Genomic DNA, 16,338 nt, shown 5'->3' on the forward strand with positions numbered 1-16,338 from the left:
GGGAGGGATCTGGGTCACGCCGCCTGGATATGGGCGACGAGATTGTCGTAGCTGCCGAACAGAGCGTTGGAGCCGATCAAGCGCGGCGCGTCGTTGCGGATGACGGCGAGCGACGGAACGCCATGGGCATGGAGCCGCTGGAACAGCGCGCGTCCGCGGCCGACCAGCTCGCGATGCGCGGCCAGCACCTTGTCGGTCGGAGCCATCACTGCCGCGGCCGCATCCGCCAGGCCGGCATCGGTCAGCACTTCCGCCACGCCGTCGACCGTCACGATATCGCGCCCGTCGACATAGCGGGCGCGTTGGATCGCCTTCAACGCTGCAAGCCGCAGGCGCGGGTCGCCCACGCTGGCCGCGCTCACACCAAGCGTTGCGGCGTTGGAGTCGAGCAGCGTGCCGCGCACGTTGAGCACATTGTCGAGATAGGCCTGGCTGAAAACCTGTCCGCTCAGCCGCTCGATACGCTGGTCATTGGCCCAGGCATGGGCGGCGAAGCCTGCATCCATCGGCCGCGCGCCGGAAGCGGAGAACAGCCCGGTCGGCAAAAGCTCGAGCGCGACGCCGCTTGCCGCAAGCCTGTCCAGCATTGGCGTGGCGCCGTAGCACCAGCCGCAAAGCGGGTCGAAAAGATATGTCACGGTGATGTCGATCATTGCCATCTGGTCCGAGGAACATCGTCTCCCTGCTAGATGGCAGTTCGGCCGGTTGCAAAAAACCGCGATCAATCATACAAACTGTCTGATCAGATCAGACAATAGCGATGGCCGACCTCTTAAATCTCAACCGCCTCGTCTACTTCACCACCGTCGTGGAGACCGGATCTTTTACAGCCGCTGCCGACCGCCTCGATGTCGCCAAGGCCGTGGTCAGCCATCAGGTCGGCAAGCTCGAGCAGGAGCTTGGCGCGACGCTGTTGCAGCGCACGACCAGGCGCGTCACCGCGACCGAAGAGGGACGGCAGTTCTACGACCGCGCCGCCATCATCCTGCGCGAAGCGGAGGCGGCCTTTGGCGACATCTCGCAAAGCGTGGGCAGGCCGACCGGGACGCTGCGTCTCACCGCCTCGCTCGACTATGGCGCGAAGATTGTCGCTCCGACCATCGCCGACTATCTGCGGAAATATCCGAAGATGAAGGTCGAGGCGATCTTCGACGATGCGATCAGCAATCTGGTCGACGAGCAGATCGACCTTGGCATCCGCATCGGCTGGCTCGCCGATTCCTCCAACCAGGCGCGGCGCCTGGGGACCTTGCAGCAATTCGTAGTAGCGACCCCGAAGCTCGCGGCTGGCTTTCCGAAAGATGTGAGCCCGAAGCTCGCAAAATCCCTGCCATGGGTCGGCAACGCGCAACTGCGCGGCACCGGTCAGTGGCTGTTCTCGAAGGACGGCGAAACGGTGTTGCCTGAGCTCAATCCGGTCATGGTCTGCGACAAGACCCCGGCGGTGCTGGCCTGTGTGCTGGCCGGCATCGGGCTCGGCATCTTCCCCGACTTCGCCGTCGAGGACGATATCGCGGGCGGTCGGCTCGTGCGGGTGTTTGCCGACTGGACCATGCCGTCGGGCGGCATCCATGCCGTCTATCCGCCGGCCCGCTTCAGACCGGCCAAGGTGCGCGCCTTCGTCGATCTCTTGGCGGCAGCGGAGCGAAAGCGGGCGCGAAGGCGAGACGCTTAGGATACCATTGCCAGGCCGCCTCAGGCGGCATCACGGGAGATGTCCATGGCCTACAACGATCTCAGTTGGTCCCCCTCTGAAAAGAAGGCGGCCCGCGCAGCCTTCGACAAGGCTCTCGAGGTGGCGCTCGCCAGTACGATAGCCGAGTTCAAGAGAAAGGCGGACGCGGCGGCAACACCTGCCGACCTATGGGAGATCGAAGAGTATCTGGGGCAGCGGCGGCGGAAGATCGACCGGATGTTCGACTATCGCTATTCACAGCTTCCCGAGGTCTTTGCGAGCCTCATCCGAGCGGAGTATCTGGACGAAAATCTGCTTTCGGGTTTGTCGCAAGAAAAGAGGGAAATGATCCACAGATTTGCCACCTGGAAACCCAGAGGCTAGTGCTGTCTCGCTGGTGGACCGCAGCATTCGTCACCTTCTGGCCGCGCGCCTCGGCGCCTGCGGCGGCTGGCCGAAGCTTCTCATGAAAGCGCGCCGCATGCGCCCGGCATCGCCGAAGCCGCTTTGCTCCGCGATGCGGTCAAGCGGCGCGTCGCTGGTCTCAACCGCCATGCGCGCGGCTTCCAGGCGCAGGCGATCGACAGCCTTGGCCGGCGCGCAGCGCCGATTTCGTCGCCATGCAGCTCGACACAGGCGGCACCTTAGGGTCAGATCTGTCGCCGCTTGGCTAACCGCTTCGGTGAGGCACCGGCATCGCCAGCGCGCCTGATATGGTCGATGAAAGCGCGCAGCTTGGGAAGGACCTGGTGCCGTTCCGGGTAATAGAGAAAAACACCGGGCGTGGTCACCGCGAAACGGCCGAGCAGCGACTGCAGGCGCCCGTCGGCGATCGGCGCTTCGGCGATTGGGCTCGGCACCTGCGCCAGCCCCACACCCTGGATCGCCGCGCCGAGCAGCGACGGATAGTCATGCGCGATCAACGGTCCCGAGACGATCGCCTCTATCGTCTTGTTGCCATCGACGAAGGACCATGGCGCGACCGAACCGTTCGAGCGGCGCAGGCGCAGGCAGGCATGATGGCGCAGATCCTCGATGCGCTCGGGCGCCGCGCGCCGGCGCAAATAATCGGGACTGCCGACGACCGCCATCGGGAAGGACGGTGTCAGGCGCACGGCGACCATGTCGGGCGCGATCAGATCGCCCATGCGGATGCCGGCATCGAACCCCTCGGCGGCGAGATCGGCCAGCTCGCCGCTGGCGACGATCTCCAGCTCGATCTCGGGATAAGCCTGGCAGAAGGAGGCGATCATCGGCTCCAGCAGCACCGGCACCACTGCCGGCGGCACTGAAAGGCGCAACAGCCCGGCCGGCCGCTGGCCCATTCCGCGCGCGATCTCGCTCGCGGCGATCAATTCCTCGAAGGCCGGTCGGGCGCGGGCGAAAAAGCGCTCGCCAGCTTCGGTCAGTCCGACGCTGCGCGTCGTGCGGATGAAGAGCGCAGCACCGACGCGCGCCTCGAGCGTTCGTATCGCCTGGCTGATCGCCGACGGCGTGACGGCAAGCTCGGCCGCCGCCTTGCGGAAATTGCGATGCTTGGCGACGCTCAAGAAGGCCTCGATGCCGTCGAGCGCGCCATGCCTGACTGTGAAGTTCTGCTTCATGACCCGTCGACATTATCGCGGATAGTCGCCCGCAGAAAGCCGCCATATCTCTTGGGCGGGCCTTGAACACCAAAGGGAAGTGACAATGACCGATGAACTCGATCGCGTGCGAGATCACTACCGCGCAACAGGATTGACCGACCGATTGAAGGCCGCACTAGCGGTCTTTGGACCCGAGGAAGAGCGGCTGAAGCCTGAGCAATTGGCCACGCTCGACCAATTCCACACGCGCGGGCTGGCTGCGACGGCCGAGCTCGCTAATCTGGCCGTCGTCACGGCCGACATGTCGGTGCTCGACGTTGGATCGGGTGTCGGCGGTCCCGCCCGCTTCCTGGCGGCGACCTATGGCTGCGAGGTGACCGGCGTCGATCTCAGCGAACCCTTCGTCGAGGCCGCGCGCTACCTGACCGCGCGAACTGGGCAGGACGGCAAGGTGTCGTTCGAAACCGGCAGCGCTCTGGCGCTGCCTTTCGAAGATGGCCGCTTCGATGCCGCGCTTTTGCAGCATGTGGCGATGAACATCGCCGACCGGCCGCTGCTCTATCGCGAGATCAGGCGCGTGCTGAAGCCGGGCGGAAAATTCGCGACCTTCGATGTCGTGCTGAACGGCGGCGATCCGCTCTATCCGGTGCCGTGGGCGAAGACACCGGGCGAAAGCTTCCTTCTGACAGCCGAAGCGACCTGCGAGGCGGTCGAGGCCGCCGGCTTCGCCACGCTCGTGCGCCGCGACGACACGGCTGCCGCCAAAGCGTGGTTCTCCGAACTCCGCGCCTCCGGCCCGCCTTCGCTCAATCTCGGCGTCGTCATGGGGCAGGGTTTCGCGGAATTCACCACCAATCTCGGGCGCAATCTCATGCAAGACCGGTTGGGCATCCTGACCGCGGTGTTCGAAGCCGTTCCGGTCAACTGAGCAATTCCAGGAAAGTGTTCAGCGGTTAGGCTCGGCGATTTCGCCGTAGCCTTCCGTCCGGAATTGCGAAAACCAACATTGATAGGAGGCGGCGAAGATGTCACCGGCTACGATCCTCAACATCCATCTCGGCTTGGGCTACGTGCCGTGGCTGCTTTGCTTCGTCGCCTATATCTGGCCGAAGCTGAAGACCTTGGAGCCGATAGAGGCGCAGCGCGCCATCGCTACGCTGCACAGCTTCCGCTTCTTCGGGCTCGTCTTTCTCATCCCGGGCGTGGTGGGGCCGGACCTGCCCGCCGGCTTTGCCCCTTTTGCCGCCTATGGCGACTTCGCGACTGGCCTGCTCGCCATGCTGGCGCTGCTCGCCGTGGCGAGGCCTGCGATCTTCTGGCCGCTCGTCGTCGCATTCAATGTCGTAGGCGTGGTCGACCTTGTCGGCGACTACTATCACGGCGTCATGCTCGACCTTCCCGGTCATGCCGGCCAGTTGGGCGCGACCTACGCGATCCCGGTCCTCTACGTGCCGCTCTTGATGATCACGCATGTCGCGGCCTTCTATCTGCTGGCGCGTCGCAGGCTCGGCGAGCCTGCGACAGCCTAATAGACTGGCGTCGCCATATGCTTCGGCGCCGGCCATTCGCTCGTGATCTCGGGCTGCACCGGACGCTCGAGATAGGTCGACAGCACGACATAGCTGCGCGTCGAGGTGACGCCGGGCGTGTCGTATAGACGGGCGAGCAGCCCTTCGAGCGCGCGCGTATCCTCGGTGCGCACCTTGAGCAGCATGCAGGTGTCGCCGGCGACCGTATGGATCTCCTCGACCTCCGGATATTTCGACACCGCCATCAGTTCCGGCGTCTTGCCCCAGCCCCTGGTGTCGATGTGTACGAAGGCGAGCAGCGGCTTCTTCACCGCCCTCGGATCGATGATCGCCGATGTGGCGCGGATGGCGCCGCTACGCTTCAGCCGTTTGACCCGCTCATGCGCCGCCGGCGGCGACAGGCCGACGCGCTCGCCCAGATCGGCATAGCTGATGGTCGCGTCCTCGACGAGAACGCCTAATATTTTTCGGTCGATCGGGTCGATGTCGCGGGCCGGGTGCTTGTTCCGCTGAATGTCATCTGTTTCTGCGTCCATATGGAAATTCTCCATTGATGCGGAATTTAATTCGGCCATTATGATGATATGTCGAACAGCAATCAATCAGCAACTATGACCGCGGCGCCCCGCCCGCCGATCCCGGCCGCCGCCTATCTGCTGACGGGCTGCATTGCCGTCATCGGCTCCAACTCGCTGGTTCTGGGACCGATCGCGCCGGCCGTCGCGGCATCGTTCGGGGCCAGCGTGCCGGCGGTGATGACGGCCGCCGCCGCCTTCGGCCTCGGCACGTCGGCCAGCGCGCTCTTCCTTGCCCGCTACATCGACCGCATCGGCGCGCGCCGCATGCTGCAGGGCGCCTTGCTGTTGCTGGCCTTGGCCCTTGTCGCCAGCGCCTTGGCGCCGACGGTGACGGCGCTGGTTGCCGCTCAGCTCGTTGCCGGCATCGCCGCTGGCATCGCCATGCCGGCGATCTATGCCAGCTCGGCCGCGATCGCGCCGCCCGGCCGCGAGAGCGGCACCATCGGTGTCGTGCTGACGGGCTGGACGCTGTCCATGGTCGCCGGCGTCTCGCTGTCCGCGGTGCTCGCCGATCTCGTCCATTGGCGCGCCGTCTTCGCCGCCGTGGCGCTTCTCTCGGGAATTGCCGTGGCCAGCCTGGCGGTGAGCTCGCTGCACGAGACCAGGAAAAGCGGTCCTGCGCCGTCGCCGCTCGGTGCGCTCGCCGTTCCCGGTATCCTGCCGCTGCTCATTGCCTGCGGCGCATTCATGACCGCCTTCTATGGCGTCTACGGCTATCTCGGCGATCATCTCCATGAAGCCCTCGGCGAGCCGGTCAGCGCCAACGGCCTGGCGGCCGTCGCCTACGGCCTTGGCTTCGGCGCGGCCGCACTGCTCGACGGCGTCATCGACCGCCTCGGCGCCCGCCGTGTCATGCCCTTCGCCTATCTGCTGGTCGCCGCCGTCTATGTCGCGATTGCTCTGGCCAGTACTGCCTTCGGCCTGCTGATCGTGACCATCGCCGTGTGGGGCCTCGCAAACCATTTCGGGCTGAACGTGCTGGTCATGCGCCTGACCGCGCTCGACCCGTCGCGTCGCGGCACCATTATGGGCCTGAACAGCGCGGTCACCTATCTGGCCGTCACCGTCGGCACCGCCGGCTTTGGCCCGCTCTACACGAACCTCGGCTTCGCCAACTGCGCGCTGATCGCGGCCGGACTGATGCTGGTGGCGGCATCGGCCGCGGCGTGGCGATCAGTCGGCCCTCAGTAAAAGGTCTGCCTCACTCCTCGCTTACGGACGGAAAACCGTTTCGCAGTTTCCTTGGAATTGCTCTAAGGCTGGCTTGCGAACCGGAGTCGCAGCCGATGAAGACGAGCCTCGAGATCACCGCCGAGCCCTTGCCGCAGGACCTCGCTTTCTTGAGCGGCAGCCTAACCGCCTTCAACGATGCCGATGTCGGCGCCTCAGGCCGAAAGCCGCTGGCGGTTTTCGCGCGCGACGAGCATGCCGTCATCGTTGCCGGCATTTCCGGCTACACCGCCTGGGGCTGGCTCTACGTGCAGTGGCTGTGGGTCGATGAAAGGCTGCGCGGAAATGGCGTCGCTGCCGGCATGCTCGATGCCGCCGAGCAAGAAGCCATCGCGCGCGGCTGCCACGGTGCCTGGATCGACACCTTCAATCCGATTGCCGAAAAGGTCTACCAGCGCCAAGGCTACAAGCCGTTCGGCGAATTGCCGGATTTCCCGATCGGTCGCCGCCGCGTCTTCCTGCAGAAGAAGCTGCCTTAAAGCAATTCCAGGAAAACTGTGGAGCGGTTAGGCTCGGCGTCTTCGCCGTAGCCTTCCGTCCGGACGCGCCAAAACAAACTACCCTGCGAGCCTTCCGCCGCGCATCGGCTCGGGCGCGCCGGTAGTGCTGGGAAAGCTGATCGGCAGGCCTCGCAGCACGCGCACGGCGAGGAAAGCAAAGCATTCCGCTTCCACCGCGTCGCCCTTCCATCCGAGCGTTTCGGCCAGCACCACCTCGACGCCGGCGCGGCTTTCGAGCATCGCCATCATCGTCGGATTGTGGCGCCCACCGCCGCTCACCGCCAGCCGCTTCGGGCGGCGCGGCAGGAGGTCGAGCGCCTTGCCAACGGCGGAGATGGTGAAGGCCGTCAGCATCGCGGCGCCATCCTCCGCGCTGAGTCCCTCGGCCATCGACGCGGTGAAGTCGAAGCGGTCGAGCGACTTTGGATAGGGTTTCGTCAGATAAGGATGCAGGAGCAACCGCGCGAGCCTTTCCTCGTCGACCGTGCCGGCGGCAGCCAGCCTGCCGTCGCGGTCCATCTCGCCGAGGCCTTTCGCCTTGATGAAATCATTGACCGGTGCATTGGCCGGCCCGGTGTCGAAGGCGACAATGTTGTCCTTGCCGTCCCACCAGGTAATGTTGCCGACGCCGCCGAGATTGAGCACGGCGGTATCGCCGCTGGCGTCGGCCTCCTTCAGCAGCGCCGCATGATAGGCGGCGGCCAGAGGCGCGCCTTGCCCGCCGGCGGCGACATCGGCCGAACGGAAGTCGTAGGCGACCTTGGTGCCGAGCAGCGAAGCCATCAGCTCGCCGTCGCCGAGCTGGCGCGTGCGGCCGATCCGTCCCGGCTGCGGCGCGCGATGCAGCACGGTCTGGCCGTGAAATCCGACGACGCCGATATCGGCCATGCTCATGCCCTGGCTCTCGACTAGGTCCTTGACCGCGGCCGATTGCGCGCGCGTGAGCGCCTCCTCGGCTTCGCGAAAAATCGCCGGTTCCGGCCCCTCGAAATTCCAGGCGCGCGCCTGGCGTAGCGTCTCTTCGAGCAACGTGCGGATCGATTGCGGGTAGGGGGCCAGCCTGTAGGTGCCGGTGTCGGCGATGTGCTCGCCGTCGGTCTTGATCAGCGCCACGTCGATGTTGCCGTCAAGCACCGTGCCGGTCATCAGGCCAACGGCCCAGATTGGTTCCATGGTCTTTCCCCGAATCGTCCTTCACTCACGTGTCGGACGGATCGGTCCGGCAGGCAAGTCTTTCGCCGCGCCCGTCCAGGCGGCCTTTTGCGCCAAATGGCCAAAATCGAGCATCCACGTTCTTGCCTCTTGCCGCGGAAGGCGCGAGCCTGGGCGACCGACATCGGGCTATCTCAGGAGGAAATCCATGGCAGCCAATGTTGCAGTGATCGCGGGCGCCGGCTCCGGGCTCAGCGCCTCGCTGGCGCGGCTTCTCGCCAAGGAAGGCTTGCGCGTCGTCCTTGCCGCCCGCAACGTCGACAAACTGGCCGCGCTGGTCAAGGAAACCGGCGCGCATGCGGTGGAAACCGACGTCTCGGACGTCGCTTCCGTCGAGCGGCTGTTCGAGGCGGCCGACAAGGCCGGCCCCCTGGAAATCGCCGTCTTCAACGCCAGCGGCCGCACGCGGGGCCCGATCGCCGAGCTCGATCCCGAAGCTGTCAAGCAAGCCCTGCTTGTCGGCGCCTATGGCGGCTTCCTGGTCGGCCAGCAGGCGGCGCGTCGGCTTCTTGCGCGCGGCTCCGGCTCGATCCTGTTCACCGGCGCAACCGCAAGCCTCAAGGGCTTCTCCGGCTCGGCCGGTTTCGCCATGCCGAAATTCGGCCTGCGGGGGCTGGCGCAATCGATGGCGCGCGAGCTCGGGCCGAAGAACATCCACGTCGCGCATTTCATCATCGACGGCCAGATCGCGTCGCCCGCGAGGACGCCCGAGCGGCCGGACAGCCATCTGTCGCCCGATGCGGTCGCCGAGACCTATCTCGCTGTCCATCGCCAGCATCGCAGCGCCTGGAGTTTCGAGGTCGAGCTGAGGCCCTGGGTCGAGACGTTCTGACGCTCCAGGAGGCTCGAGGCCTGCCGACCGTGCCTTGTCTGCGGGGCAACAGCGGTCGACCTGGCGCGCCGCGCAGCGTGCCACCTAAAGCCTGTCTCCCGAAAGTGGGAACCGGTTTCGGGACAAAGACATGCGTAAAATCAAAAACCTAAACCGCATGGAGCGTATCTGAAAGATCGGACGCGCTTTAGGCGTATGCCGCTTCGCCTCTCACCCGGTCGAAACCGGTCTCCGGCGGCCGATGTGCTCCAAGTCATAAAATCTTTGAGAGAATATTTTCCGCCTCCCGTCCGAGAGGAAATGCGCTTCTTTGCCCGAGCGGGCAGCATTGGTGATGCTTGATATCAAGGCTTCGCATTCCGCCAGGCCGAAATGATTTCAAGATTGCAAGGAACGCATCATGTCAAAACGCGGCAACGCCTCAAATTCTCTCGTTACGTCAATCACCAGGCGCGCCGGACTTGCCGCGCTTTTGGCCACGACATTTGCGGTGGTCGGCCTCGCCGGACCGTCGCCGTCCTTCGCCGATGACAAGAAGGCGATCAAGGTCGGCATCATCAGCGGCGAGGATGAGGATGTCTGGCGCGTTGTCACTGCCGAGGCGGCCAAGAAAGGACTGACGATCGAGACCGTCGTCTTCAACGATTACACCCAGCCCAACGAGGCGCTGGAGCGCGGCGAGATCGACGCCAACGCCTTCCAGCACAAGCCCTATCTCGACAACCAGATCAAGACGCAAGGCTATCATATCGTGCCGGTCGGCTATACCGGCGTCTGGCCGATCGGGCTCTATTCGAAGAAGCATGCCAAGGTCGCCGAGCTGCCCGTGGGCGCCCTCATCGGCCTGCCCAACGATCCCTCCAACGAGGGCCGCGCGCTGCATGTGCTGGAGCATGAAGGTCTGATCAAGCTCAAGGACGGCACCGGCATCCTGGCGACGACCGCCGACATTGCCGACAATCCGAAGAAGCTCGAGATCAAGGAACTCGACGCCGGCATTGTCGGCCGTTCGGTCGACGATCTCGATGCTGCCGTCGTCAACACCGACTGGGCGCTGAAGAGCGGCCTCGGCCCTGAAAACCGCATTGCGCAGGAGCCGGTGGCCGACAATCCCTACCGCAACTTCATCGCGGTGAAGGCCGGCAGCGAGAACGAGCCCTGGGTGAAGACGCTGGTCGCGTCCTACCAGAACGAGAAGGTCAAGGCCGAGTTCGACAAGGTCTACAAGGGCACCGGGATCAGCGCCTACTGATGGGCGCTTGGCTGTCGGAAGTTGGCGGTCCGCTGTCGAGCGGACCGCCCTCGCATTTGAGCGGGACGGAAACAGAGATGAACCAGCATGTTACGGCCGAAATTGGCGACCCGGTCGCTGTCGAGCCAGCGGGGTCGCAAGACGTCGTCCGCCTCGTCGATCTGAAGCGCCGCTTCGGCGCGACGGCGGCGCTCGACGGCGTTTCACTGACTGTGAAGAAGGGCGAGATCCTCGGCATCATCGGCCGCAGCGGCGCCGGCAAGTCGACGCTGATCCGCTGCCTGAACGGGCTCGAGCGGCCCGATTCCGGCGCAGTATTCATCGAGGGGCGCGAGATCGGCCGTCTCGGCGAGCGCGAGCTGCAGCCGCTGCGCCGACGCATCGGCATGGTCTTCCAGCATTTCAATCTCTTGTCGGCCAAGACCGTCGAGGAGAATGTCGCGCTGCCGCTCAAGATCGAAGGGCGGCCGCGCGCCGAGCGCACGGCGCGTGCCGCCGAGCTTCTGCAGCTCGTCGGTCTGTCGGAGAAGGCGAAAGCCTATCCCGCTTCGCTGTCCGGCGGGCAGAAGCAGCGCGTCGGCATCGCCAGGGCTTTAGCCGCGCGGCCGGCGCTGCTCTTGTCCGACGAGGCGACCTCGGCCCTCGATCCGGAAACGACGCGCTCGATCCTGGCGCTGCTCAAGGACATCAATTCCAGGCTCGGCCTCACCATCCTGCTCATCACCCATGAGATGGAAGTGATTCGTTCCATCGCCGACCGCGTGGCGGTGATCGATGCCGGCCGGATCGTCGAGGAGGGCGCTGTCTGGCAGGTCTTTGCCGATCCGAAATCGGAGATCACCCGCAGCCTGCTCGGCGGCATCCGGCCGCAATTGCCGCCGGAGATCGCAAGCCGATTGGCCAAGGGCGAGGGCGCGGAAATCATCCTTCGGATCGATGTCGCCGGCGAGGCGGCACGTCGCCCGCTGCTCTCGGAGCTGAGCGCCGACGTGCCCGGCACGTTCCGGCTTGTCCATGGCGGTATCGACCATGTGCAGCAGCAGCCGGTCGGCACGCTGTTCGTGGCGGTGCCTGGAGCCGACGCCGCGCATCTGGCGCGGGTAACGACATTTCTGAAAGACCGCCACGCGCGGGTAGAGGTGCTTGGCCATGTCGCCGGTCCTGTTTGAACTCCTGATCCGCTCGATCTGGGAGACGGTGCTGATGACCGGAGCGTCCGGTATCATTTCGCTAGTCTTCGGCCTGCCGCTCGGCCTAGCCCTAGTCGCCACCGATCGCGGCGGCATCGCCGAGAGCCTTTGGGTCAACCGCATCCTCGGCGCTATCATCAACGGCTTCCGCTCGGTGCCCTTCATCATTTTGCTGGTGGCGTTGATCCCGGTGACGCGTCTGATCGTCGGCACCTCGATCGGCACCTGGGCTGCGATCGTGCCGCTGTCGATCGCGGCGACGCCCTACTACGCACGCATCGCCGAAGTGTCGCTGCGCGAGGTCGATCATGGGCTGATCGAGGCGGCGCGCGCCATGGGTGGCAACCGCTGGACGATCATTCGCGAGGTGCTGGTGCCGGAGGCGCTGCCCGGCATCGTCGCCGGCTTCACGGTGACGCTTGTGACGCTTGTCGGCGCCTCGGCCATGGCCGGCGCCATCGGTGCCGGCGGGCTGGGCGACCTCGCCATCCGCTATGGCTACCAACGTTTCGAGACCAGCGTCATGGTCGCCGTGGTCGTCGTGCTGATCGTGCTGGTCTGCGGCATCCAGTGGATCGGCGACCGGCTGGTGGCAAGGCTGGACCATCGGGACTAAGGGCGGACTCAGATGTGAACGCAATTTGCCGCAAAGGCCGGGAATTGAGCGCCGGCTTGCTCCGTTTGCAAATGAGATTGGTCGGCGCGTTTCTTCACCCGCAACGGCGCGCATGTCATCGTGCGGCGGGGTCGCTAGCACAATTCCAGGAAAAGCGCGCAGCGCTGTTCCGTCCGGAATTGCGAGAACAACGTGTTGTCGCCAAGAGGAGCCTGTCCATGCCCAGAATAATTCCGGTGCTCGACCTCGACCGCCTGGAGCAAGGCCCGTCGGAGCTTCGAACTTTCTTGTTCGACCTGCGCACCGCAGCTCGCGATGTCGGCTTCTTCTATCTCAGCGGCCATGGCATCTCCCAGCCGGAGATCGACGCGGTGCTGGGCGCCGCGCGCCGCTTCTTCGCCTTGCCTGAAGCCGACAAACTCGCGATCGAGATGGTGAAGTCGCCGCAGTTCCGCGGCTACACGCGCGCCGGCGGCGAGCTGACCAGAGGCAAGGCCGACTGGCGCGAGCAGCTCGACATCGGCGTCGAGCGCACGACGATTTCGCAAGGGCCGGGCGTGCCGGCATGGACGCGGCTGCAGGGGCCGAACCAGTGGCCCGCCGCACTTCCCGATCTCAAGCCCGCGCTGCTTGCCTGGCAGGCCAAGGCGACCGGCGTGGCGATCCGGCTCCTCAAAGCTTTCGCGCTGTCGCTCGACCAGCCGGAGGACGCCTTCGATCCGATCTATCGCGGTGAGCCGAACCATCGCATGAAGATCGTGCGTTATCCCGGCCGCGACGCCACCGGCGACGACCAAGGCGTCGGCGCGCACAAGGATGGCGGTTTTCTCACCCTCCTGCTGCAGGACGAGAACAAGGGGCTGCAGGTCGAATATGACGGCAGCTGGGTCAATGTCGATCCGATCCCGCAAACGCTCGTCGTCAACATCGGCGAGCTGCTCGAACTCGCCTCGAACGGATATTTGAGGGCGACCGTGCATCGCGTCATGACGCCGCCGCCCGGCGTCGAGCGCATTTCGGTACCGTTCTTCTTCAGCGCCCGTCTCGACGCTACGATCCCGCTGCTCGACCTGCCGGAGGAACTGGCGGCCGAGGCGCGCGGCCCGGCCAGCGATCCCGACAATCCGCTGTTCCGCAATGTCGGAACAAATGTGCTGAAGAGCCGGCTGAGATCGCATCCCGACGTGGCGCGGCGGCACTATGCCGATCTTCTGGAAAAGGCACTGGTCGCCGGCTGACGATTCCCGATGATTGAGCGAGATTTTTTCGCGATTTCGCTCTTTTTTGGAATTCCGTTCGTGGAAATTACACCGCCGAAGCCCCAAATACAGCGTGTCGCCCGGTGTTTTCCTCCCATTGCGCCGGGCGATGTTCCCCTCTGAAGGTTATGACCTTCATGCTTGGCCGGGCCGCTTTCGCGCCCGGCCTTTTTCTTTTCCGCGCTGGAAATGCTGCCGATCAGGCGAAGTCTATGCGGATGGTTCCGTATGGTCCGAAATCCGAGACGATCCGGTCGCCATGCCGGCATTCGACCGGCCGGATGAAGGAACCCGACAGCACCACCTGTCCGGCCTCTATCTGCATGCCGTATTGGTGGAGCCGGTTGGCGAGCCAGACAATGCCCTTGGCCGGATGGTCAAGCACGCCGGCGCCGAGCCCCGTCTCCTCGACCTCGCCATTGCGCGAGACGATGGCGCCCATCCAGCGCAAGTCCGCCTCGCGCGGGCCGGCCGCGCGGCCGCCGACGACAATGCCCGCATTTGCGGCATTGTCCGAGATCGTGTCGAAGAAGGTTCTGATCCTGCCTGTCTCCTTGTTCATCCGCTCGATGCGAGTGTCGAGGATTTCAAGCGCAGGCGTGATGTGATCGGTGGCGTCGAGCACGTCGTCGATCGAGACGTCTGGGCCGGCCAAGGGCGCCTTCATCACAAAGGCAATCTCTGCCTCGATGCGTGGCTGGATGAAACGATCGGCCGGCACAGTGCCGCCATCCGCGAAGAACATGTCGTCGAACAGGATGCCGGAATCGGGGATGTCGATGCTGAGCGCCGACTGCATCGCCTTCGAGGTCAGGCCGATCTTCCAGCCCTTGATGGTCAGGCCCGATGCGACCTTCCGCTTCACCAGCGCCGCCTGCACCCGGTAGGCGTCGTCCATCGTCGCCTGCGGAAAATCGAGGCTGAGCAGCCTGATCTGCCGGCGGTCACGCTCGGCCTCGAACAGCCTGCGAGCGGCGTCCTCGACTTGGCTTTCCGTCATCATCGGCCAATGCCCTCGTCGACGACGCCATTGCGCAGAAGCCCGATGCCGTCGGCCTCGACCTCGATCACATCGCCCGGCTTCAGCCAGATTGGCGGGTCGAAGCGGGCGCCGGCACCTGTCGGTGTTCCGGTGACGATGATGTCGCCGGGCACCAGGGTGGTGAAGGTCGAGACGTAGTTGATGATCTTGCGGAAGGAAAAGATCATGCGGCCGGTGCGGTCCTGCTGGCGGACCTCGCCGTTGACGCGCGTAGTCAGCGCGATATCGGCGATCTGCGCCTCGTCGGTCAACGGCACCAGCCATGGTCCGATCGCGCCGGTGCGATCAAAGTTCTTGCCTTGCGTGACGTTGAACTTGGCGTGGCGCACCCAGTCGCGGATCGTGCCTTCGTTGCACAGCGAAAGTGCTGCGATATGGCCGAGCGCGTCGGCCTCGGCGACGCGGCGGCCGCTCTTGCCGATGACGATGACGATCTCGCCCTCATAGTCGAGCTGTGGCGATTCCGGCGGCCGCACCAGCGGCGCGCCATGGCCGACGAAGGAGCGTGGAAAGCGGATGAACAGCGACGGGTTGGAAGGCGCTGCCTGCCCGTCCTTGTACTCCTCGTTGCGGTCCGGATAGTTGACACCGACGCAGATGATTTTTTCCGGCGAGGGGATAGGGATTTCGTAGGCGATGTCCTCGACCCTGAAATCGGCTGCCAACCTTTCTGCCTCCTCTGCGAGCTTCACGAGCGCGCCGGCCTCGATCACCTCGCGCAATGTCGGCCATTCGCTGTAACGAGCGGAGAGGTCGACTACGCCCTTGTCGGTGATCGCGCCGTAGCGGGTCTTGCCGCCGACGGTGAAGGTGGCGAGGCGTCCCGCGCTCATGCTGAAACTCCGTATCGGTTAGGGCGCAATGATCGGCGAGGCCGCTAGGTCAGATTGGCGCGGCTTCACACCGGCAAAGAGGCTGCCTTCCTCGAACCAGCTTCGCGGCGCCGGCGCGCCCCACAGCGTCTGGCGCTGCGGGTCCTTCAGGTCCCATTTGATCGGCTCGAGATCCGGATCGACCGTCTGGTAGTCGGAGCAATAGATCTCGATACGATGATTGTCCGGATCGCGGATGTAGAGGAAGAAGGCGTTCGAGATGCCGTGCCGTCCAGGCCCGCGCTCGATGTTGCCAACATAGCCGGTGGTCGCCATCAGGTCGAGCAGGTCGATGATGTTGAGCGGCGTCGGCACCCAGAAGGCGACGTGGTGCAGCCGCGGGCCAAGGCCGTTGGTGAAGGCGATGTCGTGGACGCCGCCCTTGCGGTGCGTCCAGGCTGCCCACAGTCTCCCGGTCTGGGCGTCCTCGGTGTACTCGGTCACGCGGAAGCCGAGCTCGTTGTAGAAGGCAACCGATTCATCGACATTGGGCGAGAAGCAGTTGAAGTGGTCGATGCGCAGCGGCTTCACGCCCTTGTACAAAGCGTACTTTTGGTGGATCGGCGGCAGCCGCTCCATCTTCGAATAGAATTCGAGCGGTATGCCATGCGGGTCGCGGGTGCGGAAGGTGCGCGACTGGTAAGGCCGTTCGACCCACTTCACCGGCAGGCCCTTGCCCTTGAAAAAATGTTCGGCCTTGTCGAGGTCTTCATCGGAGAAGACCTTGAAGCCGAGCTCGCGCGCTTCCGGCGCCGTCGCCTTACGCAGCACGATGCAATGATGGCCGCGTTCCTCCATGGCGCGCAGATAGATCGCGCCGCTGGTCTCGTCGGTTACCTGCAGGCCGAGCGTATCGACATAGAAGGCGCGGGACTTGGCAAGATCGGTGACGGCGAGCTCGACATGGCTGAGCCGCACGATGTTGAAGGCGGGGTAGAGGTTGGGTTGGGGCAGGGCCATTTGTG

19 protein-coding genes are annotated in these 16,338 nt (G+C 64.8%); 11 read left to right on the forward strand and 8 right to left on the reverse strand.

Annotation, left to right across the window (positions count from 1 at the left end; genetic code table 11):
* Window positions 1–14: 14 nt before the first annotated feature.
* The gene (locus EN869_RS27850) at window positions 15–653 is read right to left on the reverse strand and encodes a DsbA family protein (protein WP_127229435.1); all 639 of its coding nucleotides are present in this window, start codon (window positions 651–653) and stop codon (window positions 15–17) included.
* 107 nt (window positions 654–760) lie between these two features.
* Between EN869_RS27850 and EN869_RS27855 the strand changes: the two genes are divergently transcribed.
* On the forward strand, window positions 761–1,675 hold the full coding sequence (locus EN869_RS27855; protein ID WP_127229434.1) for a LysR family transcriptional regulator: 915 nt from the start codon (window positions 761–763) through the stop codon (window positions 1,673–1,675).
* A 45-nt stretch (window positions 1,676–1,720) separates the two neighbouring features.
* Window positions 1,721–2,059, forward strand: coding sequence for a hypothetical protein (locus tag EN869_RS27860; RefSeq protein WP_127229433.1), 339 nt, complete (start codon window positions 1,721–1,723; stop codon window positions 2,057–2,059).
* Window positions 2,060–2,089: 30 nt separating this feature from the next.
* Here the strand turns inward: EN869_RS27860 and EN869_RS27865 are convergent, their stop codons facing one another.
* Window positions 2,090–2,329: a helix-turn-helix domain-containing protein gene (locus EN869_RS27865; RefSeq protein ID WP_281035894.1), complete on the reverse strand. Its 240-nt coding sequence runs from the start codon at window positions 2,327–2,329 to the stop codon at window positions 2,090–2,092.
* The gene (locus EN869_RS27870; protein WP_127229432.1) at window positions 2,326–3,279 is read right to left on the reverse strand and encodes a LysR family transcriptional regulator; all 954 of its coding nucleotides are present in this window, start codon (window positions 3,277–3,279) and stop codon (window positions 2,326–2,328) included. The genes EN869_RS27865 and EN869_RS27870 overlap by 4 nt, the downstream gene beginning before the upstream one ends.
* Before the next feature lie 85 nt (window positions 3,280–3,364).
* Here EN869_RS27870 and EN869_RS27875 point away from each other — a divergent pair, with 85 nt between their 5' ends.
* Together EN869_RS27875 and EN869_RS27880 are read left to right on the forward strand one after the other, a co-directional pair.
* Window positions 3,365–4,189 carry a class I SAM-dependent methyltransferase gene (locus EN869_RS27875; RefSeq protein WP_127229431.1) on the forward strand — a complete coding sequence of 275 codons (825 nt, stop codon included), beginning with the start codon at window positions 3,365–3,367 and terminating at the stop codon, window positions 4,187–4,189.
* Between the two features lie 97 nt (window positions 4,190–4,286).
* A complete protein-coding gene (locus tag EN869_RS27880; protein ID WP_127229430.1) occupies window positions 4,287–4,790 on the forward strand; it encodes a hypothetical protein in 504 nt (167 codons plus the stop codon).
* Here EN869_RS27880 and EN869_RS27885 read toward each other — a convergent pair.
* The gene (locus EN869_RS27885; protein WP_127229429.1) at window positions 4,787–5,326 is read right to left on the reverse strand and encodes an Lrp/AsnC family transcriptional regulator; all 540 of its coding nucleotides are present in this window, start codon (window positions 5,324–5,326) and stop codon (window positions 4,787–4,789) included. The genes EN869_RS27880 and EN869_RS27885 overlap by 4 nt on opposite strands.
* A gap of 48 nt (window positions 5,327–5,374) precedes the next feature.
* Between EN869_RS27885 and EN869_RS27890 the strand changes: the two genes are divergently transcribed.
* The gene (locus EN869_RS27890; protein ID WP_127229428.1) at window positions 5,375–6,559 is read left to right on the forward strand and encodes an MFS transporter; all 1,185 of its coding nucleotides are present in this window, start codon (window positions 5,375–5,377) and stop codon (window positions 6,557–6,559) included.
* A gap of 95 nt (window positions 6,560–6,654) precedes the next feature.
* A complete protein-coding gene (locus EN869_RS27895) occupies window positions 6,655–7,077 on the forward strand; it encodes a GNAT family N-acetyltransferase (RefSeq protein WP_127229427.1) in 423 nt (140 codons plus the stop codon).
* A 78-nt stretch (window positions 7,078–7,155) separates the two neighbouring features.
* On the opposite strand, the gene EN869_RS27900 is transcribed toward EN869_RS27895, so the two are convergent.
* Complete coding sequence (locus tag EN869_RS27900; RefSeq protein WP_127229426.1) at window positions 7,156–8,271, reverse strand: anhydro-N-acetylmuramic acid kinase; 1,116 nt, start codon at window positions 8,269–8,271, stop codon at window positions 7,156–7,158.
* 187 nt (window positions 8,272–8,458) lie between these two features.
* Between EN869_RS27900 and EN869_RS27905 the strand changes: the two genes are divergently transcribed.
* The 5 genes from EN869_RS27905 (at window position 8,459) to EN869_RS27925 (ending at window position 13,438) form a co-directional block, all read left to right on the forward strand.
* Window positions 8,459–9,142: an SDR family NAD(P)-dependent oxidoreductase gene (locus EN869_RS27905; RefSeq protein WP_127229425.1), complete on the forward strand. Its 684-nt coding sequence runs from the start codon at window positions 8,459–8,461 to the stop codon at window positions 9,140–9,142.
* A gap of 400 nt (window positions 9,143–9,542) precedes the next feature.
* A complete protein-coding gene (locus tag EN869_RS27910; RefSeq protein ID WP_127229424.1) occupies window positions 9,543–10,394 on the forward strand; it encodes a MetQ/NlpA family lipoprotein in 852 nt (283 codons plus the stop codon).
* A gap of 77 nt (window positions 10,395–10,471) precedes the next feature.
* Window positions 10,472–11,563: a methionine ABC transporter ATP-binding protein gene (locus EN869_RS27915; protein WP_127229423.1), complete on the forward strand. Its 1,092-nt coding sequence runs from the start codon at window positions 10,472–10,474 to the stop codon at window positions 11,561–11,563.
* The gene (locus EN869_RS27920) at window positions 11,544–12,200 is read left to right on the forward strand and encodes a methionine ABC transporter permease (RefSeq protein WP_127229422.1); all 657 of its coding nucleotides are present in this window, start codon (window positions 11,544–11,546) and stop codon (window positions 12,198–12,200) included. Before EN869_RS27915 ends, EN869_RS27920 begins: the two co-directional genes overlap by 20 nt.
* Window positions 12,201–12,418: 218 nt before the next feature.
* The gene (locus tag EN869_RS27925) at window positions 12,419–13,438 is read left to right on the forward strand and encodes an isopenicillin N synthase family oxygenase (RefSeq protein WP_127229421.1); all 1,020 of its coding nucleotides are present in this window, start codon (window positions 12,419–12,421) and stop codon (window positions 13,436–13,438) included.
* A 220-nt stretch (window positions 13,439–13,658) separates the two neighbouring features.
* Here EN869_RS27925 and hpaH read toward each other — a convergent pair whose 3' ends face one another.
* Genes hpaH through hpaD form a run of 3 tightly spaced genes read right to left on the reverse strand, consistent with a single transcriptional unit; the run spans window position 13,659 to window position 16,333 of the window.
* Window positions 13,659–14,462 (reverse strand): 2-oxo-hept-4-ene-1,7-dioate hydratase, encoded by an 804-nt coding sequence (hpaH, locus tag EN869_RS27930; RefSeq protein ID WP_167498730.1) that lies wholly within the window; start codon window positions 14,460–14,462, stop codon window positions 13,659–13,661.
* Entirely contained in the window at window positions 14,459–15,334 is an 876-nt protein-coding gene (locus tag EN869_RS27935) for a fumarylacetoacetate hydrolase family protein (RefSeq protein WP_127229420.1), read from the reverse strand. Before EN869_RS27935 ends, hpaH begins: the two co-directional genes overlap by 4 nt.
* A gap of 18 nt (window positions 15,335–15,352) precedes the next feature.
* Window positions 15,353–16,333, reverse strand: coding sequence for a 3,4-dihydroxyphenylacetate 2,3-dioxygenase (hpaD, locus tag EN869_RS27940; RefSeq protein ID WP_127229419.1), 981 nt, complete (start codon window positions 16,331–16,333; stop codon window positions 15,353–15,355).
* Between the last annotated feature and the right edge of the window lie 5 nt (window positions 16,334–16,338).

Origin of the sequence: Mesorhizobium sp. M2D.F.Ca.ET.226.01.1.1, assembly GCF_004022705.2 — a bacterium.
Classification (GTDB): Bacteria; Pseudomonadota; Alphaproteobacteria; order Rhizobiales; family Rhizobiaceae; genus Mesorhizobium.